The following is a 26507-nucleotide window of genomic DNA, read 5'->3' as shown; positions in this document are numbered from 1 at the left end:
AAAGAATTAAAATATCTAATGCCTATAATAAATCTTTATAATGCTTAAAAAGCATATAATAAGTTACAAAAAAAGAGCGAAATTCTCACTCTTGTTAATTACCAGTTCTTTTCTTTTCAGATTCTGGATAACGATCACCAACAATTTCAATTTTACTTAAAGCTCCATTAATATTAGCCATTTCTTCATCAGTAAAAGTAATTTCAGTTGCTTTAACGTTTTCCGCAATTCGACTGATTTTAGTTGTACCAGGAATTGGAACGATCCATGGTTTTTGAGCCATAACCCAAGCTAAAGCAATTTGGGCAGCTGTTGCATTTTTACTAGTCGCTAATTCATTAATATAATCAACAACGACCTGATTAGCTTCCATGGCTTCTTTAGTAAATCTAGGTAAATCGGCGCGATTATCATTTTCACCAAATTTCATATTTTTATCCAGTTTACCAGTTAAGAAACCTCTTCCTAAAGGACTATAAGCAACTAAACCAATTCCTAATTCTTCTAAAACTGGTAAAACATCTTTTTCAATTTCACGCCACCACATTGAATATTCATATTCAACCGCCGCTAATGGTTCCACGGCATGAGCACGTTTAATTGTTTCAACTCCAGCTTCTGATAATCCCCAGTGTTTAATTAATCCTTCTTTTTTAAATTGTTTCATGGCCATTGCTACATCTTCAATTGGAACATTAGGATCAACTCGATGAATATAATATAAATCAATATAATCAGTTTTTAATCTTTTCAAAGATCCTTCCAATTGTTTACGAAGTGATTCAGGACGGCTATCTAATTCATTAGCTAATCCATCAATTTTAAAACCACCTTTAGTGGCAATTTGGACTTGATCACGATAACCAACTAAAGCATCACCGACTAACTCTTCATTAGTATAAGGACCATAAACAGCCGCTGTATCAAACATCGTAATTCCCGCATCAATTGCTGCATGAACTACTTTAATCATTTCATTACGATCTTTTGCTGGACCCCGATGATAATTAAGTCCCATGCATCCAAATCCCATTTTTGAAGTAACTAGACCACTTTCACCTAACTCTCTTTTTTCCATCTTCTTAACATTCCTTTCTAAATTATTAATTCTCTTTTCTTGACACTTATATTTTATGTTAACCGATAGAAAATGTCTAATATCTATATTAAATACAATTAATACCTTTAAGGCATTAAAAAATATTGTACAGATATTCTATTTTTCTATAACTAGTAATAAATAATAACCATTTAGCATTACTACTAATTACTATTATAATTTTAATCAAGAAAACTAATCTAAATGGAGGAGAATGTAATGAAAGTTATTGCAATTAATGGAAGTAGTCGTTTAAATGGTAATACGATGATCTTAATCAATGAAATATTTAAACAGCTAAATCAAGCAGGAATTGAAACAGAATTAATTCCACTTGCCAATAAAAAAATCAATCCCTGTCGGGCCTGTTTTAACTGCCATCAAAACCCAATTGTATTTTTGATAATGATGATTTTAATGAAATATTTGATAAGATGAAAACTGCAGATGGAATTATTTTAGCTTCACCGGTTTATACAGGTAATATGTCCGCTGCTCTTCAAGCACTATTAGAACGGGCTTCAGTTGTTTTAGATATGAATCGAAAGCTTTGCTTATTCAAGCATAAAGCTGGCTGTGCGATAAGCGTTGCCTTTAGAAGTGGTGCTTTAAATGTCGTTGATAACATTAATCACTTTTTCTTGTTGCAAGAAATGTTTATTGTCGGAGGATCCTATTTTCCAATTGCCTATGGCCAATTACCAGGTGAAGTTACTCAGGATAAACAAGGTCTAGCGACTATGCAATCTTTAGGAACTAATTTAGCTGATTTATTACAAGCTTTAAATTAGCTATTAAATATTTTTGATTGATTTTCTGAAAATTCAAATATAAGTAGTCAAATAATCATTATTGAATCTAATATTCCATAGTAGTTACTAGAAGAATTCTTAACCCAGATTATTTAAATAGATTAATAATTATCAGTATGGTAAAATTATTTAAATTACTTAAAGGAATAATCATGAATATTTTAATCTCAGGTTCAATTAATATTGAAACAACAGTTGTCATACGACAATTTCCAATTAAATATTATCCCGTAGATTATCCATTCTTTGGAATTAAATCTCATGTTGGTGGGGTCGGCTATAATTTAACTAAAGCTCTGACCGTTTTAGGAAATGCACCGACATTGCTTACTTATCATGGTAACGACAAAGAAGGAATGCGACTTGTTTGGCAAATTGAATACGAGCAACTTGATGTCGTTTTTATTGATAAATTAGCTCAAACACCAATTTCCATTGTTTTATATGACAAAGATGGGCGTCGCCAAATTTATAGTGATTTAAAAAATCTTCAAAAACAAAGATTATTATTCGATATTAGATAAAGCCGACTTAGTCGTGACCGGCAACATTGATTTTAATCAATCATTATTAAAAGCTGCTCAAGCAATGAATAAGTTGATTGCAACTGATGTCCAGGTCTTAAATCAAATCGATGATACTTATAATCAAGATTTTTTAGAGCTGCTAACATTTTATTTTTAAGCAACGAACAACTGCCAGGGACCCCAGAAAGTTTTATTGAAAAATTAAAACAAAAATATTCTTTTTCAATTTGTGTTATTGGTTTAGGAGCTTATGGAGCCATGTTATATATTCATAGCAACGATCAAACATTTCTCTTACCACCAGCCAAAGTTACCAAAGTCGTTAATACTATTGGTGCTGGTGATGTTTCATTTGCTTCATTCATTTTTATAGTCAGAAGATGGATCCAATCAAAGCCTTGCAACATGCACAAATCTTTGTAGCTAAAAAAATTGTTTATAATGGTGCTTCAATGGTATTTGTAAATAGTGAAGAAGTCGAAATCGGCTGAAAAAAACTAATCAGGAAGCTATCTTAATATCAAAAAAAATCAGGCCTCATTTATATTAATGAGGCCTGATCAAAATTATAAATCACAGATTCCTTTACCTTCACCATAAACTGAATACCAGTCTTGGTTAAAATCATTAACAGCTTTTTCAATATTAGGATTATTAAAAATCTGTTTTAAAATTGCCACAGGAGCTGTAACTGCTTGAGCACCATGATTAAATGCATCACGAACTTGTTGCACCCCTTTAAATGAAGCTGCTAAAATTTTACATTCATAATTATCCATTTCAATTCGATTTGATAATTCCGCAATCAATTCAAAAGGATCACTTCCTAAATTACCAATTCGATTAACGTATGGAGCAATATAATCAGCTCCAGCTGCCAAAGCCATATAAGCCTGCATTAAATCATATACTGCAGTAGCTGTTACATTCATTCCGCGATTTTTTAATTCTTTAATTGCTTTAATCCCTTCATAGGATACCGGTACTTTAATATATACCAGATCATCAATTTCTTTAACGATCCGTTTAGCTTCTTTAATAATTTCATCACATGTAGTAGCAACAACTTGAATATGTAAGCTTTTTTCCATTCCAATCACTTCACGGATCTGGCGCATATGTTCAAAAAAATCTTTAGGACTTGTTGCTTTAACGATTGAAGGATTACTAGTAACTCCAGCAATTGGCATATATTCAACCGCTTCTTTAATTTCATCTAAATTTACAGTATCAATTATAAATTCCATTTAATCATATCTCCTTTTTATTCTATTATAATATTTTTCAAACCACTTTCATTTATTATATCATAGAAATGTTGCATTTGTTTTAAATCAAACATTTTATATGATTTATCTAACCCATATTCTTGATCAACCAGTTCATATTTAGCTTCTGCTAAGGGATTATAATTTAATAATTCATATTTAACTTCCGGATCAATCTTAACTAAAAAGTTACTGATAGCGCTGATATTATCATCGATAGCTGTCATCGTGGGAATTAAAGGCGTTCTAATAATTACTTTGTCTTTATGTACGCTTGTTAAAACATACTCAATATTTTCTTTGATCAACTTTGAAGAAACTCCAGTTAATTCATAATGTTTTTGTTCATCAAAAGCTTTTAAATCAATATAAATTAAATCTAAAAACGGTAAAATGCTTTTTATTAACTCCTTTGAAGCATATAATGATGTCTCAATTGCTGTATTAATATTTTCTTCATGACATCTTTTTAATATTGCCTGTAAAAACGCACCTTGATTTAAGGGCTCACCACCAGAAAAAGTGACCCCACCATCTTCCCGAAAAAAGACCCGGTCTTCTTTAATCTTGGTCATCAAACCATCAAGATCATATTCATAGCTATCATAACGGATTGCCCCACTAGGACAAGCTTTGATCAAATTATCAAACCCTCCAGCATAATTAAGATTAAAATAAGGACGATTATTTTTATAAATCATTTGATTAGTATAGGCTGCTTTTTGACATAATTTGCAATGAATACAGCTATTTTCAAAATAAATTGGTCGTTGTTTCGATGATAACCCTTCAGGATTTTGACACCATTTACATCTTAACGGACACCCTTTAAAAAAGATGGTCGTTCGAAGTCCATGGCCATCATGGATGGCAAAGCGCTTGATATCAAATACTAGTGCTTTAGATATTGTCATAACTCGTCCGCTCAATTATTTCATCTTGCAACTTTCCAGCCAGTTCGACAAAATAAGCCGTATAGCCAGCCACTCGAATAGTTAATGAACGATGTCTTTCTGGATGAATTTTTGCATCTATCAAGTCTTCACGTCTAACAACGTTAAACTGGATATGTGGTATTTCTAAATCGACAAAGGCCCTTAAGAAATTTTCAAATTTCAGCATTCCCGTTTCCGTATTAAAAAATTCTGGTAAAAACTTCATATTTAATAAACCACCATTAGTAGTATATGAATTTTTCATTCGTGATACCGATTTTAAAACCGCTGTTGGTCCCGACATATCACGACCATAAACCGGTGACATACCACCATCAGCTAATGGAGTCATTGCATTTCGTCCATCAGGTGAAGCTCCGACATTTTCCCCCATCGGCACATGAGCAGAGACAGTATACATCCCGGTATGATAAGGACCACCACGATAATTAGTATAATCGTTCATTCGATTTCTAAAATAACCAGCCCATTTAGCTCCCAGTTCATCAACCCAGGCCACATCATTACCATATTTTGGTACTTTATTTAATAACATTGTCTGAGTAATTTCATGTCCTTTAAAATCAGCTTTTAAAGCCTCAAGTAACTCATGACTAGAAATCATCTTTTCATCATAAACTAATTGTTTGATTGCCGCTAATGAATCAGCCAGATTTGCAATTTGAATCATTTGGGTTCCTGATAAATTATATTTAGCACCACCTCGAGTGACATCTAGTCCTTTATCTAAACAGTCATCAATTACACTTGATAAAAAGGCTGTTGGTAAACAATCCTGATGGGCTTTTTCTACGACAACTTCTGCTTTCATCATTTGATCAATAAAATAATCAATCTGTTGCTTAAAGGCCGCTTCTAATTGTTCAAAGGTTTGATAGGTTTCAATATTTCCTAAATCCAACCCAATTTTTTGATTAGTTAATAAACATCTTCCATTATTTAATGTTAGTTCCAAGGCCTTATTTAAATTAAACATCGCTGCATCAGACCAGCCTAAATTATTTCCATGCGTCGTAAGTTCCACACATCCAACGATAGCATAATTTCGAGCATCTTTTTGATCAATCTTTAAATCGTCAATCAATGGTTGAATTATGGCTTCATCATTGAAAAACTGTGGCATACCACTACCTCTAGCCACTACCTTAATTGCTGCCTGCATTAATTCATGTGAAGAATTCTTATTCAATCTAACTGATAAGTTTGGCTGTGGTAAACCTAGATCATACTGGGCTTTTAGACATAACATTGATAAATCATTATAAGTATCTTTACCATCTTCATCCACGCCGCCAATAGCAATATTAAAACCAATTGGAAAACCGGCAAAATATTTAGCACTATTTTGATTTCTTAAATAAACAATCTGATTAAATTTCAACCATAAACATTCAATAATTTCTAATGCTGTCTCCAGGGTCAGTCTGCCCTGATCTAAATCTTTTTTTAAATATGGATATAAATACTGATCCATTCGTCCTGGCGAAAAAGAAGAAGCATTAGATTCCATATGCAAGATTACAAATAAAAACCATAATGACTGCATAGCTTCATGAAAAGTTTCTGGTGGCTGTTTTGATAGCTTTAAACAACTACGGCTGACTTCTTTTAATGACTCCTGATATTTTTTATCTACAGTATTCAGCATTTTATCAATATAATCATGATAGCGAACCATGAAATTCATCGCTCCTTGCATGACCAGAATAACACATTCATAAAATTCTTTTTGACTATTATCACATATCTGCATTTTTTTAACAGCTCGGTCCATTAAACCATGTGGGCCTAATTGTAGCCATAACTGACTATCAGGACAAATATGTCCCTGGGCATGATCTTTTTGATTGATTTTAACAACTTTGGCAATAGCTTCAATTTGCAATCCATAGTTATCTTTGATCACGTCTTCCATTGATCTACCTTTCCAATACGGATAGATAGTTTCTCGAAACTCTTGAATATCAGCTGGATCAACTAAAAACTGATCTTGAGGACGGGTTGGTAAGCTTTCAAACTCCCTATCGATCCACGAACAACCACTTTCAGGAAAAACAACACCAGAACGTACTCCTTTAGTACGGTTACCAACGATTAATTCTTCTGGTTCAACACTAATTTCTAATTCTTCCAATGCTGCTTTTAGTGATAAGGCTCTTTTTTTAGGAATTGATAGTGTTTCATTTTCTTGATAAATCCGCGTAATGATTCTAGCTTGTTCAATCGAAGCATAACGTGGCGCATCTAGCATCTTATTTTTTAATACTTCAATTCGATCACTAGTTTTTAAATCAAACATCGTTCCTTCTCCTTTATTATTTTTTATTGTTTTTTCTTATTACATCTTCATTATACGATATAAATTATTATTTTCAAGTGTAAACAATAATTTTCAATAATATTTTTAATAAAAACAAGAAATTGAACTGATTATTTAGGCAATAACTCTTGTTTCACTTGTTTGTTATAGGCAAAAACACTTCTTTTTAAGATATCTGCTATTTCTTGGATATTGATATTGGTATTTATGAACTATTTTTTATCATTAATCAAAATAATCAAAATTCTGCTGGATTTTTAATGAAGCTTTAATGGTGAATCACCATTTTCAATAATAGGTTTTGAGATACAAAATGTAGTGGTTTTTCTTGCTAATAATGCTATTTCTTTTTTTGATAAACTATTTAATCGTTAAATTATATTGTTTATTATAATAGTATAATTTCGTATAATACACATAGGAGGTGTTAGTATGAATACATTAATTTCTGCATCAGAGATCAATAACAATTTTTCAAAAGCATCTAGTATTGTGGAAAAAGAGGGAATAGCTATTGTTACGAAAAACAACAAACCAAAATTTGTTATTTTGAATTTTAAGGATTATGAAAAACTGATATCTAATTGGCAATTACAACAAAAAATAGATAAAACAGCAGATAGAATTCTTGATGAAAATATAGAAACTTTTTTTCAGCTTGCTAAATGATTAAATAAAAGCTATAAAACTTCACTCAAAATCGATAAAGAAAACTGGTGGTAGTTGATGGCATAAAAGATATGAATATGCTGAGGCTGGATTTAACGCTGCATCACATAAATATGATTATAACAATATTTATAAATAGATTATGTAACATAAAAAAAGAAACCATTAATCTTTAAAAGCTTAAAAGAATGGTTTCTTTTTTCTTTAGAAAATATTATTATCTTTCTTTGAGATTTTTTACCAAAAGTCAAACAGATGCAACGACCCTTTACGAATTGGGAATTAACTATTGATCAGTTAAAATATATTTTTCAATAAATGTCGCAATTCCATCATGATTATTATCATCAGTTATATAATCAGCAACACTTTTGGTTTTTTCACTACCGTTGGCCATCACTACCCCAACACCAGCATTTAAAGTCATATCATAGTCATTATCGGCATCACCAAAAGTACATAATTCTGCCATTTCAATATCATGCATTTTCATGACTTGTTTTAATCCGTATGTTTTAGAAATCCGCGGATCCATATATTCAAATAAAGTGCTTGCAGTTATTAAAGAAGCACATTTATATTGATCATTTTTAAAGGTTTTACTTCTAGCAACAACAGTTTCCATTTTTTCTGGGTCACAAACAATGATTAGTTTTGGTCGTGGTTCTTTTAAAAACTCATCAAAATCAACTACTTGATAAGGAACTTTATCAGCTGTAGCTAACTCTTGAATTAAACGATCATCTTTAGGCGCAAATAAAATTCCATCCCAAGGAATAGCAAAATTGACATCCATATCTTGGAAATGTTCAATAATTTCTTTAATTAAAGCTCCATCCAATGGATAACTCTGCTTGTCAACGTTTAAAACATAATCATAAATTTCTGCGCCACCAGTACCAACAATGCTATCAACCAAACCATCAATACCCCATTGTTTTAATAGTGTTTTAACGCTATTGACATCTCTACCCGTTGAAAGGCCGAACAAAATTCCTTTTTCTCTAGCTTTTTTAATTGCTGCTATCGTTCGAGGTGATACTACTTGTTGACTATTTAATAATGTTCCATCAACATCACACATAATTGCTTTAATTTTTTTCATCTTCTCCTCTTATTTAGCTTAAACTCATTTATTATGATGTCTTAATCTTAACATCTAATTTAATTAAAAAAAGCTATTTAAACTATCATGATAAATTCTTGTCATTGATATCCATCATTGAAGATTTAATAATGATAATATATTTCCTTTTTACTGACTACTTCCACGGGCAAACACGTGAGGTTTTACTACCAAGTTTAGCTAGTAATCGTACATCACTTTCAGACTTTGAAGTTACCAGTGCAAGTCTATTTGAGCAAGAACATTATTACCAAGCACTCCTGCGACCAGTAAATTTCTATCTTTCAATAAGGAAGTATAGCTAATCTTCCTGATTATTAAGTTATATTATCTTAATTTCGTTATTTAATACCTTGTTATTAGCCTTGATCCATTCAATCAGAATTTTTACTTTAATATAATGATTATTAAAATCATAATGCACTTGTTTTTATCTATATCTTTGGTTTTGTAATCGTAGCAATATAATAAAAATGACAAATGCTAATTTCTTTGTACCTCTTGCTCAAAAGTTAAATGAAGCGTTTAATTTATTAAATCCTTCAATGGAAATTGTAGCTACTGATAACAGTTCAATCAGTTCTAACAGTAGAATATCATATGATATTCCTCCAAAACAATAATATATAACGTTAATAGAAGTTGAAGTTAAAATAGAAATCATCTTAGATGATTTCTATTCCATAATCCCTTATTTTCCTTTCAATTTTATTATCTAACTGCTTTTCACAAATATAACCAGTAAAATCACTTATCTTAGCAAATAAATAATTACCATCTAAATTCAATTTAGCTGATTCTCCAACTAAATAACATTTTCGACTACCATTAATAACTTCCTTTTTTGTCAGACCATCATTAGTATCATAAGTAGCTACGTAACCACTATATATATCAATTCCAACTACTCCTAAAAAAGACAAATCGAAATAATATTCTCGTAATTGATTCAAGGTTGCCAAACCAATAAAACCATCACGAACTTTATTCAGCTGACCACCAATAAAAATCAGTTCCACATTACTTTCATGGGTAAAGATTTCTAAAATATCGATCATATTAGTAACAACCGTTACTTTTAAATTTCTTTGATAAATTAACTTAGCAATTTCTAAAGTAACTGTAGAAATATCTAAAAAAATCATTGTTCCAGGCTTAATTAACTCAATTGCTTTTAAAGCAATTTGCTTCTTTTCTTCAAGACGAACATTACGACGATCATTAACATTAATTGTGTGAAGATTCTGTCGAACTAACGTTGCCCCTCCATGAATTCGCTTCAATTTATTAGCCTTTTCTAAGATATTTAAATCCTTACGAATACAATCTTCAGTAACTGAAAATTCTTTACTTAAATCTTTAACACGGACCTGACCTTCCAAGTTCAATCTTGCCAAGATCTGATTATGACGTTCCTGTTGCAACACAATGATTTCCCCTTTCTTAAAATATTATGCCATTAAATTCAATAAAAAACAAGAAAAGCAACCCAGATAACAATTCTTATATTTGTTAATTTTTTATTACTTTTTACTAAGCACCATAATAGATTATGCCATAATTCACCCATATTCCAGACAATTACCAAAATAAATAACCAGCCATCTATTACCAATTCCATCTCATTTCTAGAAAAACTGTTATTTCTATTACATCAAGCATTATTAAAGTTAAATACATTGCCATATAAAGATAACGAAAGATTCTTTTTATCATTTTAGCTGTATTTCTTCGTTTCTGATTATTTTTTCGATAAATAAATGTCTCTAAAAATAAGACTAGTATATATCCAAAAATTCCGGCTTTAATTACATAATTCATACCTAGATAATCAAAACTTTTAAATATAGATCAATAAAGCTGTTCAAACCAATAATTCCAATACTAATAAAAGCTAAAATAAAAGATCGATGTAACAACACCCATATTTTTAAACATTTCAATTTTAAAAATACCTGTTTACTCATTCGAACTCTTCACTTTTATAATCATTTTAAAGCAAACATATTAATAAATCTTATCATAAATGTTGATAAAATATTAAAACCGCTTTTTCAAAAAATCAGATTTAAAAGTTTGATAGTATCAATAATCAAAGCACTTTTGCCAATAGCTAAGATAAAAAGATTGTGTTAAGATTAATTAGAGGTGATACGTTAATGTTAATACGCGAAAGATTAGAAAGATGTGAATTTTCCAATAGTGAACGAGCAATTATTGATTATATTTTAGAAAAAAAGATGGCAATTAAAGAAATGACCACCAAAGATATCGCTAATGCGACTTATACCTCACCATCAACATTAATAAGAATAGCTCATAAAATGAAATTTAAAGGATGGAATGAATTAAAAGAAGCTTATTTAAAAGAAGAAGAGTATTTACAAACCCATTTTCTAGACGTTGATGCCAACTTTCCTTTTAGCAATGAAGATACAATTATGTCAATTGCTTCTAAATTAGCTACTTTAAAAAAAGAAGCTCTCGATGATACTCTATCACTAGTAACTCATGATGATTTGCAAAAAGCTGTCCAAACAATTAGAAAAACTAGTTCTATCTATTTATTTGCTGTCAGTAATAATGGATTAATTTCACAAGAATTTGCTCATAATATGTCACGAATTCAAAAAAAGGTCACTATCTGTAACCTTCAAGGGGAATTAGTTTATAGTGCTTTTAATATTGATAGCACTGCTTGTGCCATTATCATGTCTTATTCAGGCGAAACTCCAATATTGTCTCGAGTTATCAAAGCTCTAAAAACCAATCAGATTCCGATTATCGCTATTACTAATATTGGTGAAAATACGCTATCCAGAAATGCTGATGTTGTTTTAAGAATTTGTACCAGAGAAAAGCTTTATAGCAAAATTGCTACATTTTCTACTGATATCTCTTTTGAATATATTTTAGATCTATTATTCTCTTGTATTTTTGCTTTAAATTATGATCAAAACGTGGAACGAAAGACCAAGATTTCATCAATGATTGAAAAAGGCCGTTTTTCTACAATCGATATAATTAAGGAAGATGATTTCTAAAAATAAACCTGTGAGCATAGTTAAACTAGTTCACAGGTATTTTTATTAAAAATCAAAATTATCAGGACCGGGTCCGGTTCTATGATTTTGATTTAATGAATTTATCAACGTCATTTCATCATCAGTTAGTTTAAAATCAAATAAATCAATATTTTCTTTAATTCGAGTTGAATGAACCGATTTAGGTAAAACTACGATTCTTCTTTGCAATAACCATCTTAAAATTATCTGAGCAACTGATTTATGATATTTATTAGCTATCACTTCCAGTTCCTTAATTTGTAAACAAGCCCCATTTCCAAGTGGCGACCAGGCCTCGAGAACAATCTTATTTTCTTGGCAAAATTGAATGGTTTCTTCATCTTGCATCCAGGGATTAATTTCAATTTGATCAACAGCAGGAATTTTATTAACTTTAGACAATAAATTTTGTAAGTGAGCTTTACGAAAATTAGATACCCCAATACTTTTAGTTAAACCCTCTTTTTTCAACTTTTCCATTTCTAGATAAGCATCGACATATCCAGTGACCGGCCAATGAATTAGATAAAGATCAACATAGTCTAATTGTAATCGATTTAAACTATCTAATAAAGCCTGGCGCACATTTTGACTACGAATATCATCATTCCATAGCTTAGTCGTAACAAAAATTTCCTTACGATCAATACCACTTTCTTTAATTGCTTCACCGACGGCTGCTTCATTGCCATAACAAGATGCCGTATCAATATGACGATAACCAGCTTTTAATGCTGCTAAAACGGCCTGTTTAGTTTTAGTGCCACTTTGCCAAACTCCAAGAGCTACAACTGGCATCTTAGTAGCACAACATAATTTCACCCGTGTATTAATATCCATCTTTCTACTCCTATCTTTTACAAACTTTTAATTGATATAATTTTTTAGGATGACAGTAATATGGTTCATCTCTAACCATTGTTACTTCACGATATTCAAAATCACCAATTAAACCAAAATAACGTTTTAAATCAGACTCATTCATATAACGCTGGCCATAACTGCCATAATCATGATAACGAGAATCCGGATCATCATTGCTGACATTAAAAGCATCATGAATACTAGAAACTCTAGCTAATAAAATTCCATCTGGTTTCAAGATTCGTCTAATTTCTTTCATGATCTGTATCGTTTTAGTATCGAGAAAATAATGTAGAGAAATATCGGCAACAATCACTTTAAAACTATCATCATTAGATGGAAAGGGGTCATTCATATTCAAATACTTAGTTTGACTTCCTTTAATAAATTCCTTAACATTTTTTAAAGCTTCCAAAGAATAGTCACATGATAAAACCTGAAAACCCTGTTCAATTAAATATCGGGTATTAGCCCCAATACCACAGCCTAAATCTAAAATCATTTCATCGTATTTTAATAATGGCAAATATTCCTGTAACCATAAATCATAAACAGGAATCCCCCGACGACTGCCAGACCAGCCATTCCACATTGATAAATGTTGATTATTATCTTTACTCATCATGCTCCCCCATTTTTAATGATGTCTTTTCCAATTATTATATTCATAAATCTTAGGAATTCCATCAATATAACTAAGCTCTTCAATATCCATCTTTTTATTTTTCAACCATTCATAACCTCGTTTTGAAGTATTACCATCTTCACTATATAAAATTATCTTTTTACTAGCAGGAATTTGATTAAAGCGCTCATCCATTAACGTAAAAGGAATATAAAGGGAACCATCAAAATTTTGATTTAACTTCCACTCCGGCTCAGTACATTCAATTAAAACCAAATCAGGATTATTTTTCATATACTCTAAAGCCTGCCCCGGCTCCATACCACCAATATTCATCTGATAACCTCCTAACTTTAATTGAAATTCATCCTACCATTAAATTATTATTCAAATCCAGCTGCAACATCCTTCAATAAATTAATAATTTCTAGATGTTGTGGACATACTCCTTCACACTGACCACACTCAATACAGGCACTAGCTAAACTAAATTCGCCACCAGTATGATCTTTATAATAAGTATTATAGCGAGTATTAGAACCATAAGTTTTTGCGCTATTATAGGCAGTAAATAAATCAGGAATTTGAATATTCATTGGACAACCTGGAACACAATAACGACAGGCTGTACATGGAATCGTTGGGTATGAAAGAACCTGTCCAACTACTTTTCGAATCAAATCATCTTCTTCTTTAGATAATGGCTTAAAATCTGACATTGTCTTTAAGTTATCATTCATTTGCTCTTCATTTGACATTCCTGATAGAATTGTCATCACCCCATCTTTTGAGCCAATATATCTAAGAGCCCAAGAAGCAATTGATTTATCTGGGGCATAATCACGATAAATTTTTTCAATTTCTTCAGGAAATGATGCCAATGTTCCACCCTTAACTGGTTCCATAACCACAATTGGTTTATGATGTTTTCTAACCACTTCATAATTTTTACGTGATTGAATTACACCATTTTCCCAATCTAAATAATTTAATTGTAGCTGAACAAAATCAATTTCTGGATGCTCAGTTAAAACTTTATCCAAGAAATCAGCAGTATCGTGGAATGAAAATCCAATATACTTAATCTTTCCTTGCTTTTTCATCTCTTGAATGAATTCAAAACAATGATATTTTTCATAAGTAGGATAATGTTTCTTTTCTATACTGTGTAATAAATAAAAATCAAAATAATCAACACCACAAATTTCTAATGATTCCTTAAAAATACGAGCAACATCATCTTCACTATTTAGTTTCCAAGCTGGAAGCTTATCGGCAATCGTATAAGCATCACGAGGATAACGATCAACCAGTGCTGCTTTCATTGCTGCTTCACTACCGCCATAAACATAAGCGGTATCAAAATAATTAAAACCAGCTTTCATATAAGCATCAACCATGAACTTTACTTGATTAATATCAATTGTACCGTTTTCATCTTTTGGTAAACGCATTAAACCAAAACCTAATTTAGAATTTGATAACATTTTCTCTACTCTCCTTTAATTGATAATTTTACTATTGTTTCAATATCTTCTTTACTAATTATTTGACGACTAGCTAATTTTTCAATTTTATCATTAAATTCTACAACTTCATGATTGCCACAGTTCAAATCTTTAACTGTATGGGCCAACCCCATTTCATCAACAAAATCCTGTAAAGCTAGTGCCCCAGCTTTAGCTATTTCGTCACAGGTCTTACCGGCCGGATCAATTTCCATAACATTTAACGCAAATGACTTCAATGTTTGTACATAATCTTGATAGCAAGTAATTAAAAATTTTGGCCAGGTAATCGTAATTCCTTGTGCATAAGTGATTTTTAACTTATCGTCAATCAAGCCACCTAAAGGTCCCCCTAACCATGGAGCATTTTTACCCCGTCCTAAAATTCGATTACAAGTAATTGCACTCGCCCACATTAAGTTTGCTCGAGCATTATAATCATGCAAATTTTCTTTTAAAGTTCTTAAAGAACTAATAACAGTCTTACAGATTGTTTCGACAAAACCATCTTGAATATAAGTTGCTTCACGATCAACTAGATATTGTTCCATGGCTTGAACAATAATCGTCATTCCATGATAAGCTGTTAGGGTAAATGGACAACTATAAGTTAACTCAGGATCTAAGATACTAAAGGCGGGATAAGTTTTTAAAAAACTACCAATACTTCCATGTTCACCCGTTTCTAAATTATCAATTTCACTATTACCGTCCATTTCACTGCCACTACCAGCAATCGTTACTACTGCTCCGATTGGTAGACAATTTAATATCTGATAAGGAACCTTTCCCTGTAATACATCCCAAATATCTACGTCATTACTAGCACCAACGGCAATTGACTTAGCCATATCAATACAGCAGCCACCGCCAATCCCAATAATTACATCAACTTGATTTTTTTTAGCAATTTCAATTCCCTGATACAATAATGTAAGTGATGGAACAGTTACATTAGCTAATTCACAATATTCAATTTTCTTTTGATCAAATTGATCAATAATTTTTTGATAAAGTCCATTATTAAAAATACTTTTGCCACCATAGACAATTAATACTTTGCGACCATAATTTAAGATCTCATCAGCTAAATTATCTATGACCCCTTTTCCAAAAATAATCTTAGTAGGATTTTGATAAACAAAATTTAACATCACCGATTCCTCCTTGTCATCTTTCTACCAATAAAATAGCACAAGATAACTTATTAAAAACAGTGTTCATTTCAACTATAAAATATCTTTTACAAATCATTTTTAAAAAATTGAGTTATTTGTAAACAAGATTTAAATTAGCTATAATAAAACCGAGGTGAAAGCCATGTTACTTAAAGAGAAAATGAAAACTACTCATTTTTCAAATAGTGAAACCATCATTATCAATTTTATTTTAGATAAAGACGAACTAATTGCTGATTATTCCACTAAATCAATTGCCACAGAAACCTACACTTCTCCATCTACTTTAATTAGAATTTCTAAAAAACTGGGCTTTTCTGGCTGGAATGAATTTAAAGAGGCTTTTGTCGCTGAAGCAAAATATTTAAACCGTCATTTTAAAGATATCGATGCCAATTATCCTTTTACCAGTCAAGATAATATTATGAATATTGCCAGCCGAATTTCTAATTTACATCTAGAAAGTATCAATGATACCCTATCGTTAGTTCATCATGATTCCCTGCAAAAAGCCGTAATGCTATTAAATCATTCTAAAAATGTCCATGTTTTTGCTATTGCTAATTTAAATTATGCTGGTGAAGAATTTGTTTTTAAATTAAACCGAATTAATAAAAAAGCCAAAATTGATCCAATTCAAGATAATATGTTTCAAAACGCGCTTATGGCAACATCTGACGAATGTGCCATTTGTCTTTCTTATTCTGGAGAAACTCCAACATTATTAAAAACGGTTAGATTTTTAAAAAAAATCAGGTTCCTGTTATTGCCATTACCAGTCTAGGGTCTAATAGTCTTACTAAAATGGCGGATGTTACTTTAAATATAACAACCAGAGAGAAATCTTTTTCTAAAATTGCAGGATTTTCTTCATTGACATCGATCAATTTGATTTTAGATATTTTATATAGCTGTTTATTTAATTTAAATTATCAAGATAATTTAAATTATAAAGTTAATGTAGCTAAACAGGTTGAAACTAATCGAGTTATTGATAATGAAATAATTACCGAAAAAGCTAAAAAAGACTAAACCAGAAAATATTCTGGTTTAGTCAAATAAAACATCTTATCATTGAAATAATACTTCGTCTTTTGTTCCAATTCGATAAAATAAAACTACAATCAATCCTAAGATCGCTATTAAAGCTAAAACAAAATATAAGAATTGATATGAATAAAAATCCACTAAATATCCGGCCACAAATTGAAATAAAATTGATGAAAAGCTTTTAACTGTCGAAACTAAAGCCAATGCCGTCATTTGATATTGGTCAGCGACTAAATAAGACACTATTTTCATATTGACCATAATAAATAACATCGTCGCTACCGCTTTAGTTAAAAATGCCGTTATAACGACAATTACTAGATTAGAAATAAAAGCATAAACTATAAACTGAACAATGATAATACTAAAATTAATAATTAATAAAGTTTTATTACTAATTCGGTTAATATACTTACTTAAAGCAATGATTGGCAATTCAAATAAAGTCAAGATCAGAATTATCGTTGAAACATAATCCATTGACATACCGACACTTTGAAACATCGCTGGTAAATATGTCGTATTGACATTTGTAGTTCCATAAAATAAACAGGCAATTACAAAATAAAGCAAAACTTGTTTATTTAAAAATACTTTTGTTATTGGGGTTTTACTATTATTTTTTACACTAGGAATATCACGAGTTCCATGAATACCCAGCACACTAATAAAAATTGCCAACGTAAATAAAACATACATAGCATCAGGGGAAATATGATGATAGATCAACCCACCAATCAAAGATCCCACAGCATAGCCAATTGTCGCCCAGATTCTAATAGAAACATACGGATGGCTGGAAATGGTAGCTTTCTTTTCCAGCATCGGCGTAATTCCGTTGATAATCGCTAAGACCAGCCCATAAATTAAACCAATTAATAAAATATTATGTAAATAGATAAAGACTATTCCTAATATTCCGGCAATTATTAATAATAACTCATTAATTTGATCATGGTATTTATCATTTAAAATTCCAATAAATGGTTGCGTGATCATCGACAGCACAAATGAACATGAAACAACAAATCCCACTTCACTGCCACTATATCCTATATCCATTAAATAAATAGAAATATAACTAGAAAAAACAGCTAAAGCAATGTAACTAAATAAATACATCAAGAAATAGCTTAAATAACTCTCTTGATAACGAATCAAAACTCTTTCCATAATCTCCTCCTAAATCGCTGTTAATAAAGTAATAATTCCTGAAAAACCTATTAATATATATGTTATTTTTCTTAATCGCTGTTCATCAATTTTACAAACAACTCGATTTCCTAGTTGTAATCCTACAAAGACCACAATTAACGATAATAAAGCATATGGCAAAAGCTGCAGAGTAAAAATTCCGTGAACTATTCTAAAAATTAGATTATAGCTACAAACAATTAAAAAGAATAATGAAATAGTTCCCAAATATTCATCTTTAGAATTAGTCAAGGCCAAGAAAAATAACACCATTAATGGTCCTCCAATTCCAAATAATCCATCACATACTCCAGAAACAAAGCCACAAAGAAACATGGTAAAAATATTGTTAGTAATCTTTACTCTATGACTAAAAAAATAAAAATAAATGGCCAGTATCGTTAAAAAAGACCTAAAATTAATTTTAAAAAAGCTGTATCGATCATCGTAACAAAATAAAGTGACAAAGTACCACCGATAATAAAAAAAAGCGCCGGTAAAACAATAATTGTCTTATTAATTGCTTGACGATAATGATAGGTCATCAACAAATTCAAAAACACACTCATAAAATTAGAAATTACAGCTGAAGATATAACACTCAAAAAGTAGGGAATTACACTCATAAAGACAATTCCAGCCCCAAAGCCAGATACTCCCTGAATAAATCCAGCCAATAAAGTACTAATCAATATAGCGATTATAATCATCTTAATCCTCCTAAACATTTGTCATAGTAAGTCTAAACAAAAATTTTAGATAAAGATATATAAACAGTTAAAACTAATTTATCATTTACAAATAACTAATAATTTAATTCAAAAAAATAAAACGATATTTCATTTTATCCAAAAAAAAGAGAATATCGACAATATTCTCTTATTCATCTAACTTCCAGCCATCATCACCATGATAAATCATTTGTCTAGTCATACCGCCATCAATACAAATATTTTCACCAGTAATAAAACCAGCTTTATCACTGCACAAAAATAAAACCATGTTGGCTATATCTTCAACTTTACCAACTCGTTTAACTAAATGCTGAGTAGCATCAGGTCCTTGATAATCTTGATTATTCGTATCAATCCACCCCGGCGAAATAGAATTAACTCGAGCAATACCAGCTAAAGAATTAGCCATGGCATGTGTTAAAGCATAAATACCACCTTTAGCACTACTATAGCTTTCACTTTGTTTTTGACTCATTCGATCACGAGATGATGACATATTGATAATACAGGCACTTTTATTTAAATGATTTTTTAATAATTTAGTTAAATAAAATGGTGCGGTAATTCCAACAGCTAATGCATATTGAAATTCTTCATAACTGCACTCATCAATACCTTTAAAAATCGGTTTAGCATTATTGATCAAATAGTCAACATGACCATAATCATCGATTACTTTCCTTGCAAACTGTTCTAATACTTCTTTATTACCCATATCGCCTTGAAAATAATCATTTTCTAAAATATCGATCGTACAAACATGAGCTCCTTCCTTGATAAACATTTCTTTGATACATTTACCAATTCCTAAAGCTCCTCCCGTTATAACAACTACTTTGTCTTTAAAATCCATTTTCCAGTCCTCCTGTTAAATATATTTATATGTTAATATATTTAGCTAACTGTCAGCAATATTAGATAATAAAATTAAAATGCTATTTTCATTTTATTGCCATATTTTTCATTTTATTGAAAAATCAGCAATCTTTTTTAAAGCTCAATTACATTTTATATATTATCGTAGTTTTAAAAAAATAACTAAATTATATTCAAAAGCTATTAAAACTAAAAGAACCCACATATGACTTCTTTTAACTAAAACGTTAATTGCTTATTATTTATAAGCAATGTTAAATTAAGTTTAATTATTCTAAATATTCCTTTAGATTTTGATGATCAATAATCTTTACATCATGATATTCTAGAATTTCATAAACAGCTCTACGATCTTGATCACTTTTTAAAAACATCGAACTATTAATTTCAAACAGCGATGCATCTTTCATTTTAAATTGATAAATGATATTATGATATTTTTCAACCCCAAAACCTAATCCACCTAATTTTTCTTCAACTCTTATTACAACAGAATCTATTTGCTGATAAGAATACTTTTTAGCAAGTTGATCAGTTGTATTCATTAAAATAGCTTTAATACTTTTTAGTTTCTTCCCTTTGCTTTCAAATACAACAAAATCATTATTTCTAAATTCAACAAATCGTTCATCAAACATCATGATTATCAATAAAGCAACTAAAATAAAATCTACCACAAACCATAATAACCAATTTACATGATGGATGATATTCATTCTCAATGAAAAATGTAATAAAGCTAAAAATACAAATGATAACCCCAAATAACAGCCACATAACTGTTTTAACAGCTGATAAGATGTAGTTTTTCTACCTAAGGTAATAACTGATGATGGTTTTAAATAATTAGAAATCTTTTTAGTTAATTCTTTAATTCCATCACGGTGAATTTTATCTACTTCCTGAAACTCTCCTTCAACTACTCCATCAAGTAAAGGAATATTTTTACGATTTAAATCAAGGCAGCGCTTTTGAATTTCTTCTAATTTAATCACTTTTAGCTGTAAAGTTTTTAAATGTATTTCTAAAACATCCTGGAATTCATCTTCATGAGCTAATATCCTTTCAATCATTTCCAAAGACATGTCCAGCTCTCTTAAAAAACGAATCTTCTTTAAAACTTTAATATCCTCTTCACTATAATTACGATAACCATTTAAGTCACGCTTCGGATTTAAAAATCCTAGTTTTTCATAATATCTAATTGTCTGAGCATTTAATTGTAACATCGTTTCTACTTCTTTGATCTTCATCATTATTCCCCCATTTCTAAAACTAATACTTTAAAATCGTTTCTAATAATCTCCTTTCCCTGATTTCACTTATACCATAAACCTTTAAGCCACTATAAGGTCAAGTCTTTTAGACAAAAATTATAAATAATCAAAATATGCCAGAAATCATGGGTGAATCACAACCAGAAATGACCAGTCAAGGAGACTTTAGTATCAGTGGTAATACAACAATGGAATACTTAGAATCATTTGAAAATAGTAATTATTCATTGATCTCAGGTCATTTATTATCTAATGACGCCAATAGTAATAATTGTGTAATTGAAACTAATTTAGCTAATGATAATGATTTACTAGTTGGTGACAGTTTTACTATTACTAATAATGATCAAACCGTAACTCTGGCAATCGTTGGAATTTATGAAATTGTTTCTAGTAATGATATGGGAAGAATGAATAATAATTTTCAAAACCCAATGAATCAAATTTATGTAGATTTAAGTTTAGCTCAAACATTAAATAGTGATAATTCAACTATCTCATCAGTGACCTACTATTTAGATGATCCTGAACATATTGATGCCTTCATAGAATTAGCTCAATCTAACAGTTATATCGATTTTGATACATTTACATTAAATGCTGATGATATGGGTTATCTAAACAGTGTAATATCTTTAGAAAACATTACCCAATTTGCAACGATCTTTTTATGGGTAGTTGTAATAGCTGGTAGTTTAATTCTTTGTTTAATTTTGATTTTATCAATGCGTGGTTGTTTCTATGAATTTGGAGTTTTATTATCACTAGGACAATCAAAAATAAAAATTGGTTTGCAACAGTTAATTGAAATTATCATAGTAGCCACTTTGGCCTTTTGTCTTTCACTAGCTAGTGGAAAGATTTCATCAAACTTCATTAGTTCTATGCTAGTATCATCAAATGAAAATCAGGTTGTTATGGAAATACCTGATGAAAATAATAGTGAAGAACCAGGCCAAAGATCAAAAGAGAATAATCCTGTCGATAAAACCAATAATCAAGAACTCGATGTTTCGATTACTGGTACTACGATAATCCAATTAGCCCAAATAACTGGTGCTCTTTGTTTAATATCTGTCTTATTACCAACTGGATATATATTACGATTATCACCACGGGAAATATTAACTAAAAGAGGGATAGTCAATGAATGAAGATATTTTAGTATTTGATCATGTAAGTTATTCTTATCAAGATGGTAACAGTAGCGTCACTATCTTACAAGATGCCAGCTGCAAATTTCAATTAGGTAAAACCTATGCCATTGTTGGAGCTAGCGGTAGCGGGAAAACTACTACATTAGTATTAGCCAGTGGTTTAGATAAACCAAAAAAAAGGACATATCTTATATAAAAATCAAGATTTACAAAAAATTAGGTTAAACCAGTATCGTCGTCAAGATGTTTCTATTGTGTTTCATGTTTCAATCATATAATTTAATACATTATCTGAATGCTTATCAAAATGTTGAAAATGCCGTAAATATTGCCAAAATGAAAATTAAAAATAAGAAAGATTATATTTTCACAATCTTAGAAAATCTTGGGCTAACCAAAGATGAATGTTGTCGAGATATAAGAAAACTATCTGGAGGTCAGCAACAGCGCGTTGCCATTGCTCGAGCAATGGCTAAAAATGTTGATTTAATTCTCTGTGATGAGCCTACTGGAAATCTCGATGAAAAAACTTCTGATAGTATTATTCAAACATTTATCGATTTAGCTCATCAAAAAAATAAATGTATTATCGTTGTCACTCATTCCAAACAATTTGCGGATAAAATGGATGTTCAACTAAAAATCAAAGAAGGAAAATTAGTCGAAATCAACGGGAACAAAACAGAAGCACAGCACTAATGTCATTAAGTTAAAAATTTATTATACAAAAGGGGACATCATATCCCCTTTGTATTTTAGTAATGTTTTTGGATTAAGCTTTAGCTTCAAACTAACAATCGTTACAACTTTAGTTTCAAATATCTTTTTAGGTATGGGCACCTGGACTTTCTTTCAAATCTTAGCCTGGATCGTCATTTGTCTATTAACTCAATGTTTAATCGATTTATACCGAATTTTTAATCGTAAACCACATATAATTGTTATGGCTATCTTTGCCTTTTTTATGGGATATGTTTTTGGCTTTGTCGTTTCACTTGATAAATTGATGATTGGTGGTCCATCTTTATTTATCGTTTATTATAGTTTTGGGATTTTGTTTGATACTTTTCATGCTGTTGGTAATTTGTTCTTTTATTTGTTGGCAGCCCCAATTTTAATTAGGGTCTTAAATAAATATATTAAAATAAAACAGTTAAAAATGAGCTATTTGTTAGCTCATTTTTAATCTTTAATGTTATCATCAATTACGAACATAAGCTTTGATAAATTTTATTGTTTCGCCTTGATGATAGGGGCGGATAGTATATTCATTAACAATACTAGGAATGATAAACGTTTCTGCATAATGAACAACAAAGGGCTTAAAAGTATTAGTTGGACTCTCAATAACCGCGCTAGATCCAGCTACAAGATTAAGCATCTGTACTCCATCATTGGTATGATGATAAGTTTTACTGTCCGTAGTGAATCTTCTTGTTTCAATAAACTCCAATTCATGTAATCCTGTCTTTTCTTCCAAATAATCATCATCTTGGTGGATGATTTCTATTTTATTAACAAGATTTTCTTGAACCCAGCTGGTAGTCCGACTCCATTGAATATTATTTTTCCCATCATCGATATGTATAGGACGTGGTAAACCATCTAATCCTAAACGATCCCAATCCCATAATTTAAAAGTAAAAATATATGGAGTAGCGCTGATTTCAAGAACCATACAGCCTGATGATGAACAATGAACTGTTCCAGCCGGAATTAAAAAATGATCATGTTTTTTAGCAGGAAAAAAATTAATATACCGATCTACCTCAAATGTCTTTTTACCAGTCTGGGCATTTTTTAAATCACTAATCATTGCCTGAGGGTCAATATTTTCTTTAAGCCCCAGATATACGCCACCATGATCTTGAACATCTAAAATATAATAGCTTTCATCTTGAGTATAAGTCATTCCAAAGTGAGATTTAATATACTCGGTCAAAGGATGAACTTGTAGACTTAAGTTTTGACCATCGACAGTATCTAAAAAATCAAATCTAATTGGAAATTCAGCACCAAAGCGACAATAATTTTTCATTCCTAATAATTCTATTGGCTGATAAAGCACTAAATCCATAGCAGGAATTTCAATTTTCACTTGACCATATCGCAAATACAAACTGTTTTCTTCTGGTACACCATCAAAACTCCAGGCATAATTTTTAGCGTTTGGATCTAAGTTGCAATGCTTTTTCATCCATTGCCCTCCCCAGATTCCAGGATCAAAATAAGGTACCAATCGAAACGGCTGTTTCACTATCTGTTTTAACCCCTGACGTAGAGCTGATCCAGTTATCATTTTTAAATGACCTTTTTGATTACTGTCAATAAAATAATCAACTTGTTCAAACATCTTCATTTTATGTTTATCAGCAATACGCCATTCAATAAAAAAACCTCTTTTAATTTTTCTTAAAGAATCTTCATGATAATTCTCGGCTTTAAAATTAGGCATTCCAGCACGATAACGACATTGAATTTCCCATCTAGCCAAATCGCAATAGATATAACAATCACCAGTACTAATCAAGCCAGCACCAACTCCATATATTAGTGTCTTTTGATGATTTTGTAACCTATCTTTTACTTTCTTTAATTTAGATTGATCAATAAAATCCTCAAGCTTTCCATAAAACATTACACCTCTAACACGATCATCAGTTAAATGAGGCTGCATCAATTCATTTAGTTGCTCTTTGTCATAAAAAACATCTTCACTTTTAATTATTCTTTCTGGTTGAAAAACTGCCACTATAAAATCAAAAACTTCGTCATCAACTCCTGGATAGCAATCAACCGTCAAATAACAAATATCTTGAGTAACTTTTAATAATTCTTGTTTCATCGCATTTAAATTTCCAAAAGCTTCATGATCAAATCCAATTATTTTAGTTTCTGGATACTTATCATAATTCATTTTTAATACCCTCTTCTTTATTTATCAATTACCTGTAACTTTAATAAGGCCTGATAGATTCCATCATGATCATTATCTAATGTGATTCTTTTAATTTGTTGTTGCAAATCAAATGGCGCATTTTCCATCACATATCCATATTTTACTGTTTGCAACATTTCCAAATCATTATATTGATCACCAAAAGCAATAGCATTAGCCAAAGGAATTTGCCATAGTGAACATAGTTTTTTAACTGCCTTTCCTTTATTAACTCCATGATCCATGATTTCAATCAAAATATCAGATGATCGTACGATCGTACAATTTTTAAAATGCTCTTTTAATTGATTTTGAATATCTTTTGTATATTGCGGATTACAAATGCAAAGTATTTTATGAACAACTGGCAATTTTCTTAATTCTTCTTTAGATATTTGTTTTGATTTAGCAGCAACGATCCTTTCCTCATTTTTTATTCTATCATCATGACAGTTTTTTACTAACCATTGATCAAAGCTATAAACTGACCAAGACAAATCAAAGTTATTTTTTTCAATATAATCAATAATACTTAAAGCATAACTGGTGGGCATTCCCTGATTAGCTACTATTTTAAAATTACTATCCATGATTAAGGCTCCACTATATGCAATTATCGATGCACAAAGTTGATATTTATCAAGAATGGGATAAATTCCAGATGGACTTCTAGCAGAAACTATTACAAAAGGAATATTTTTCTTTTGTAATTCAATAATTGCTTTATGGGTTAATGGGGTAATTTGATGTCGATGATTCAACAAAGTACCATCAACATCACTAAAAACAATTTGTTTCATATTAAAACTCTCCTAAATTCTAATGGGTTTTATTCATTAAGAATAAAACCCACTAACTTATTTAATATTATCAATGATTTTACATACATTGTTTTGACCATTTTTGTATCCTAATCCTACTAGAACGCAAGCTAGAATACTAATAATCATCAAAACAACTCCAATAATCTGAATTAAAGGATGAATGGATGAACCAAATAGAACAAGAACTAAGGAAATTGATGATAAAATAATTAAGTTTCGCATCCATCTTTTTAAATTATTCAACATTCGACTTTGATATTTTATCTCTTCAAGATAAGCATTTTTAATTTTGGCCTCCATATAACTTCTGCTCCTTTTTTAATATTGTAAACCTGGATTAAAGAATCCGACTAATACTCCTACAAAGGCAATCACTACTAACAGTAACATTACTTTGATCGGTGACATCTTCTTTTTCGCCAATAAGTACCAGCATAACA

General features: G+C 30.5%; 31 protein-coding genes and 2 pseudogenes. 13 read left to right on the top strand and 20 right to left on the bottom strand.

The genetic code is table 11. The annotated features are described in order from the left end of the window. Positions 1-94: 94 nt before the first annotated feature. Positions 95-1078: an aldo/keto reductase gene (locus Q0K54_RS12355; protein ID WP_294581666.1), complete on the bottom strand. Its 984-nt coding sequence runs from the start codon at positions 1076-1078 to the stop codon at positions 95-97. 240 nt (positions 1079-1318) lie between these two features. Between Q0K54_RS12355 and Q0K54_RS12350 the strand changes: the two genes are divergently transcribed. The 5 genes from Q0K54_RS12350 (at position 1319) to Q0K54_RS13805 (ending at position 2861) form a co-directional block, all read left to right on the top strand. Continuing rightward, positions 1319-1537 (top strand): flavodoxin family protein, encoded by a 219-nt coding sequence (locus Q0K54_RS12350; RefSeq protein WP_294581665.1) that lies wholly within the window; start codon positions 1319-1321, stop codon positions 1535-1537. Then, on the top strand, positions 1534-1890 hold the full coding sequence (locus Q0K54_RS12345; protein WP_294581663.1) for a flavodoxin family protein: 357 nt from the start codon (positions 1534-1536) through the stop codon (positions 1888-1890). Before Q0K54_RS12350 ends, Q0K54_RS12345 begins: the two co-directional genes overlap by 4 nt. Positions 1891-2063: 173 nt before the next feature. Then, positions 2064-2435 (top strand): PfkB family carbohydrate kinase, encoded by a 372-nt coding sequence (locus tag Q0K54_RS12340; protein WP_294581662.1) that lies wholly within the window; start codon positions 2064-2066, stop codon positions 2433-2435. A 13-nt stretch (positions 2436-2448) separates the two neighbouring features. Next, positions 2449-2595: a hypothetical protein gene (locus Q0K54_RS12335; protein ID WP_294581660.1), complete on the top strand. Its 147-nt coding sequence runs from the start codon at positions 2449-2451 to the stop codon at positions 2593-2595. Then, entirely contained in the window at positions 2583-2861 is a 279-nt protein-coding gene (locus Q0K54_RS13805) for a PfkB family carbohydrate kinase (protein ID WP_374011463.1), read from the top strand. The genes Q0K54_RS12335 and Q0K54_RS13805 overlap by 13 nt, the downstream gene beginning before the upstream one ends. A gap of 143 nt (positions 2862-3004) precedes the next feature. Here Q0K54_RS13805 and Q0K54_RS12330 read toward each other — a convergent pair whose 3' ends face one another. Genes Q0K54_RS12330 through Q0K54_RS12320 form a run of 3 tightly spaced genes read right to left on the bottom strand, consistent with a single transcriptional unit; the run spans position 3005 to position 6961 of the window. Beyond that, positions 3005-3685 carry a fructose-6-phosphate aldolase gene (locus Q0K54_RS12330; protein WP_294581658.1) on the bottom strand — a complete coding sequence of 227 codons (681 nt, stop codon included), beginning with the start codon at positions 3683-3685 and terminating at the stop codon, positions 3005-3007. 17 nt (positions 3686-3702) lie between these two features. Further along, positions 3703-4620, bottom strand: a complete 918-nt coding sequence (locus tag Q0K54_RS12325) for a glycyl-radical enzyme activating protein (RefSeq protein WP_294581656.1) — start codon at positions 4618-4620, stop codon at positions 3703-3705. Beyond that, a complete protein-coding gene (locus Q0K54_RS12320; RefSeq protein WP_294581654.1) occupies positions 4607-6961 on the bottom strand; it encodes a formate C-acetyltransferase/glycerol dehydratase family glycyl radical enzyme in 2355 nt (784 codons plus the stop codon). The genes Q0K54_RS12325 and Q0K54_RS12320 overlap by 14 nt, the downstream gene beginning before the upstream one ends. A gap of 453 nt (positions 6962-7414) precedes the next feature. Here Q0K54_RS12320 and Q0K54_RS12315 point away from each other — a divergent pair, with 453 nt between their 5' ends. Continuing rightward, positions 7415-7651 (top strand): type II toxin-antitoxin system prevent-host-death family antitoxin, encoded by a 237-nt coding sequence (locus Q0K54_RS12315; RefSeq protein WP_294581652.1) that lies wholly within the window; start codon positions 7415-7417, stop codon positions 7649-7651. Between the two features lie 286 nt (positions 7652-7937). Here the strand turns inward: Q0K54_RS12315 and Q0K54_RS12310 are convergent, their stop codons facing one another. Continuing rightward, the gene (locus Q0K54_RS12310) at positions 7938-8756 is read right to left on the bottom strand and encodes a Cof-type HAD-IIB family hydrolase (RefSeq protein ID WP_294581650.1); all 819 of its coding nucleotides are present in this window, start codon (positions 8754-8756) and stop codon (positions 7938-7940) included. Positions 8757-9250: 494 nt separating this feature from the next. Here Q0K54_RS12310 and Q0K54_RS12305 point away from each other — a divergent pair, with 494 nt between their 5' ends. Continuing rightward, entirely contained in the window at positions 9251-9400 is a 150-nt protein-coding gene (locus Q0K54_RS12305) for a hypothetical protein (RefSeq protein ID WP_294581649.1), read from the top strand. Positions 9401-9442: 42 nt separating this feature from the next. On the opposite strand, the gene Q0K54_RS12300 is transcribed toward Q0K54_RS12305, so the two are convergent. After that, on the bottom strand, positions 9443-10204 hold the full coding sequence (locus tag Q0K54_RS12300; RefSeq protein WP_294581648.1) for a DeoR/GlpR family DNA-binding transcription regulator: 762 nt from the start codon (positions 10202-10204) through the stop codon (positions 9443-9445). A gap of 181 nt (positions 10205-10385) precedes the next feature. Continuing rightward, on the bottom strand, positions 10386-10598 hold the full coding sequence (locus Q0K54_RS12295; protein ID WP_294581646.1) for a hypothetical protein: 213 nt from the start codon (positions 10596-10598) through the stop codon (positions 10386-10388). Positions 10599-10936: 338 nt separating this feature from the next. Between Q0K54_RS12295 and Q0K54_RS12290 the strand changes: the two genes are divergently transcribed. Then, entirely contained in the window at positions 10937-11821 is an 885-nt protein-coding gene (locus Q0K54_RS12290) for a MurR/RpiR family transcriptional regulator (protein ID WP_294581644.1), read from the top strand. 45 nt (positions 11822-11866) lie between these two features. Here the strand turns inward: Q0K54_RS12290 and Q0K54_RS12285 are convergent, their stop codons facing one another. The 5 genes from Q0K54_RS12285 to Q0K54_RS12265 are packed head-to-tail and all read right to left on the bottom strand — an operon-like array spanning position 11867 to position 15993. Beyond that, positions 11867-12682: an aldo/keto reductase gene (locus tag Q0K54_RS12285; RefSeq protein ID WP_294581642.1), complete on the bottom strand. Its 816-nt coding sequence runs from the start codon at positions 12680-12682 to the stop codon at positions 11867-11869. A gap of 10 nt (positions 12683-12692) precedes the next feature. Further along, a complete protein-coding gene (locus tag Q0K54_RS12280) occupies positions 12693-13328 on the bottom strand; it encodes a class I SAM-dependent methyltransferase (protein WP_294581640.1) in 636 nt (211 codons plus the stop codon). A gap of 15 nt (positions 13329-13343) precedes the next feature. Further along, positions 13344-13667, bottom strand: coding sequence for a hypothetical protein (locus tag Q0K54_RS12275; RefSeq protein WP_294581638.1), 324 nt, complete (start codon positions 13665-13667; stop codon positions 13344-13346). Positions 13668-13714: 47 nt separating this feature from the next. Then, positions 13715-14818 (bottom strand): aldo/keto reductase, encoded by a 1104-nt coding sequence (locus Q0K54_RS12270; RefSeq protein WP_294581637.1) that lies wholly within the window; start codon positions 14816-14818, stop codon positions 13715-13717. Between the two features lie 5 nt (positions 14819-14823). Then, entirely contained in the window at positions 14824-15993 is a 1170-nt protein-coding gene (locus Q0K54_RS12265; RefSeq protein WP_294581635.1) for an iron-containing alcohol dehydrogenase, read from the bottom strand. Positions 15994-16159: 166 nt separating this feature from the next. On the opposite strand from Q0K54_RS12265, the gene Q0K54_RS12260 reads away from it, so the two are divergent. Further along, complete coding sequence (locus tag Q0K54_RS12260; RefSeq protein ID WP_294581631.1) at positions 16160-16801, top strand: MurR/RpiR family transcriptional regulator; 642 nt, start codon at positions 16160-16162, stop codon at positions 16799-16801. 20 nt (positions 16802-16821) lie between these two features. Then, positions 16822-17049, top strand: coding sequence for a hypothetical protein (locus Q0K54_RS12255; protein WP_294581630.1), 228 nt, complete (start codon positions 16822-16824; stop codon positions 17047-17049). A 39-nt stretch (positions 17050-17088) separates the two neighbouring features. Here the strand turns inward: Q0K54_RS12255 and Q0K54_RS12250 are convergent, their stop codons facing one another. From Q0K54_RS12250 to Q0K54_RS12235, 4 genes and pseudogenes are all read right to left on the bottom strand, one after another. Further along, on the bottom strand, positions 17089-18240 hold the full coding sequence (locus Q0K54_RS12250; RefSeq protein ID WP_294581629.1) for an MFS transporter: 1152 nt from the start codon (positions 18238-18240) through the stop codon (positions 17089-17091). Positions 18241-18249: 9 nt separating this feature from the next. Continuing rightward, positions 18250-18971 (bottom strand): annotated as a pseudogene (locus Q0K54_RS12245) (sulfite exporter TauE/SafE family protein). A 169-nt stretch (positions 18972-19140) separates the two neighbouring features. Continuing rightward, positions 19141-19848 carry an SDR family oxidoreductase gene (locus Q0K54_RS12240; protein WP_294581627.1) on the bottom strand — a complete coding sequence of 236 codons (708 nt, stop codon included), beginning with the start codon at positions 19846-19848 and terminating at the stop codon, positions 19141-19143. A gap of 292 nt (positions 19849-20140) precedes the next feature. Next, positions 20141-21124 (bottom strand): MerR family transcriptional regulator, encoded by a 984-nt coding sequence (locus Q0K54_RS12235; RefSeq protein ID WP_294581625.1) that lies wholly within the window; start codon positions 21122-21124, stop codon positions 20141-20143. A gap of 149 nt (positions 21125-21273) precedes the next feature. On the opposite strand from Q0K54_RS12235, the gene Q0K54_RS12230 reads away from it, so the two are divergent. The 3 genes and pseudogenes from Q0K54_RS12230 to Q0K54_RS12220 all read left to right on the top strand — a co-directional run bounded on the left by Q0K54_RS12230 (position 21274) and on the right by Q0K54_RS12220 (position 23491). After that, on the top strand, positions 21274-22302 hold the full coding sequence (locus tag Q0K54_RS12230) for an ABC transporter permease (protein WP_294581623.1): 1029 nt from the start codon (positions 21274-21276) through the stop codon (positions 22300-22302). Further along, positions 22295-23004, top strand: a pseudogene (locus tag Q0K54_RS12225) (ABC transporter ATP-binding protein). Before Q0K54_RS12230 ends, Q0K54_RS12225 begins: the two are co-directional and overlap by 8 nt. Positions 23005-23053: 49 nt before the next feature. After that, positions 23054-23491, top strand: a complete 438-nt coding sequence (locus Q0K54_RS12220) for a hypothetical protein (RefSeq protein WP_294581621.1) — start codon at positions 23054-23056, stop codon at positions 23489-23491. 15 nt (positions 23492-23506) lie between these two features. Here the strand turns inward: Q0K54_RS12220 and Q0K54_RS12215 are convergent, their stop codons facing one another. The 4 genes from Q0K54_RS12215 to Q0K54_RS12200 form a co-directional block, all read right to left on the bottom strand. Beyond that, positions 23507-25222, bottom strand: coding sequence for a class I mannose-6-phosphate isomerase (locus Q0K54_RS12215; protein ID WP_294581620.1), 1716 nt, complete (start codon positions 25220-25222; stop codon positions 23507-23509). Positions 25223-25239: 17 nt separating this feature from the next. Further along, positions 25240-26043 carry an HAD family hydrolase gene (locus tag Q0K54_RS12210; RefSeq protein ID WP_294581619.1) on the bottom strand — a complete coding sequence of 268 codons (804 nt, stop codon included), beginning with the start codon at positions 26041-26043 and terminating at the stop codon, positions 25240-25242. A gap of 57 nt (positions 26044-26100) precedes the next feature. After that, complete coding sequence (locus tag Q0K54_RS12205) at positions 26101-26367, bottom strand: hypothetical protein (RefSeq protein WP_294581618.1); 267 nt, start codon at positions 26365-26367, stop codon at positions 26101-26103. Positions 26368-26385: 18 nt separating this feature from the next. Continuing rightward, positions 26386-26507, bottom strand: a 122-nt coding sequence (locus Q0K54_RS12200) for a PTS system mannose/fructose/sorbose family transporter subunit IID (protein ID WP_294577891.1), incomplete at its 5' end; no start/stop codon positions are given.

The sequence above is a fragment of the uncultured Thomasclavelia sp. genome (genome assembly GCF_944324745.1).
GTDB lineage: Bacteria > Bacillota_I > Bacilli_A > Erysipelotrichales > Coprobacillaceae > Thomasclavelia.
The sequence above is the reverse complement of the archived record's forward strand: the minus strand, read 5'-3'. Positions and strand labels throughout refer to the sequence as shown.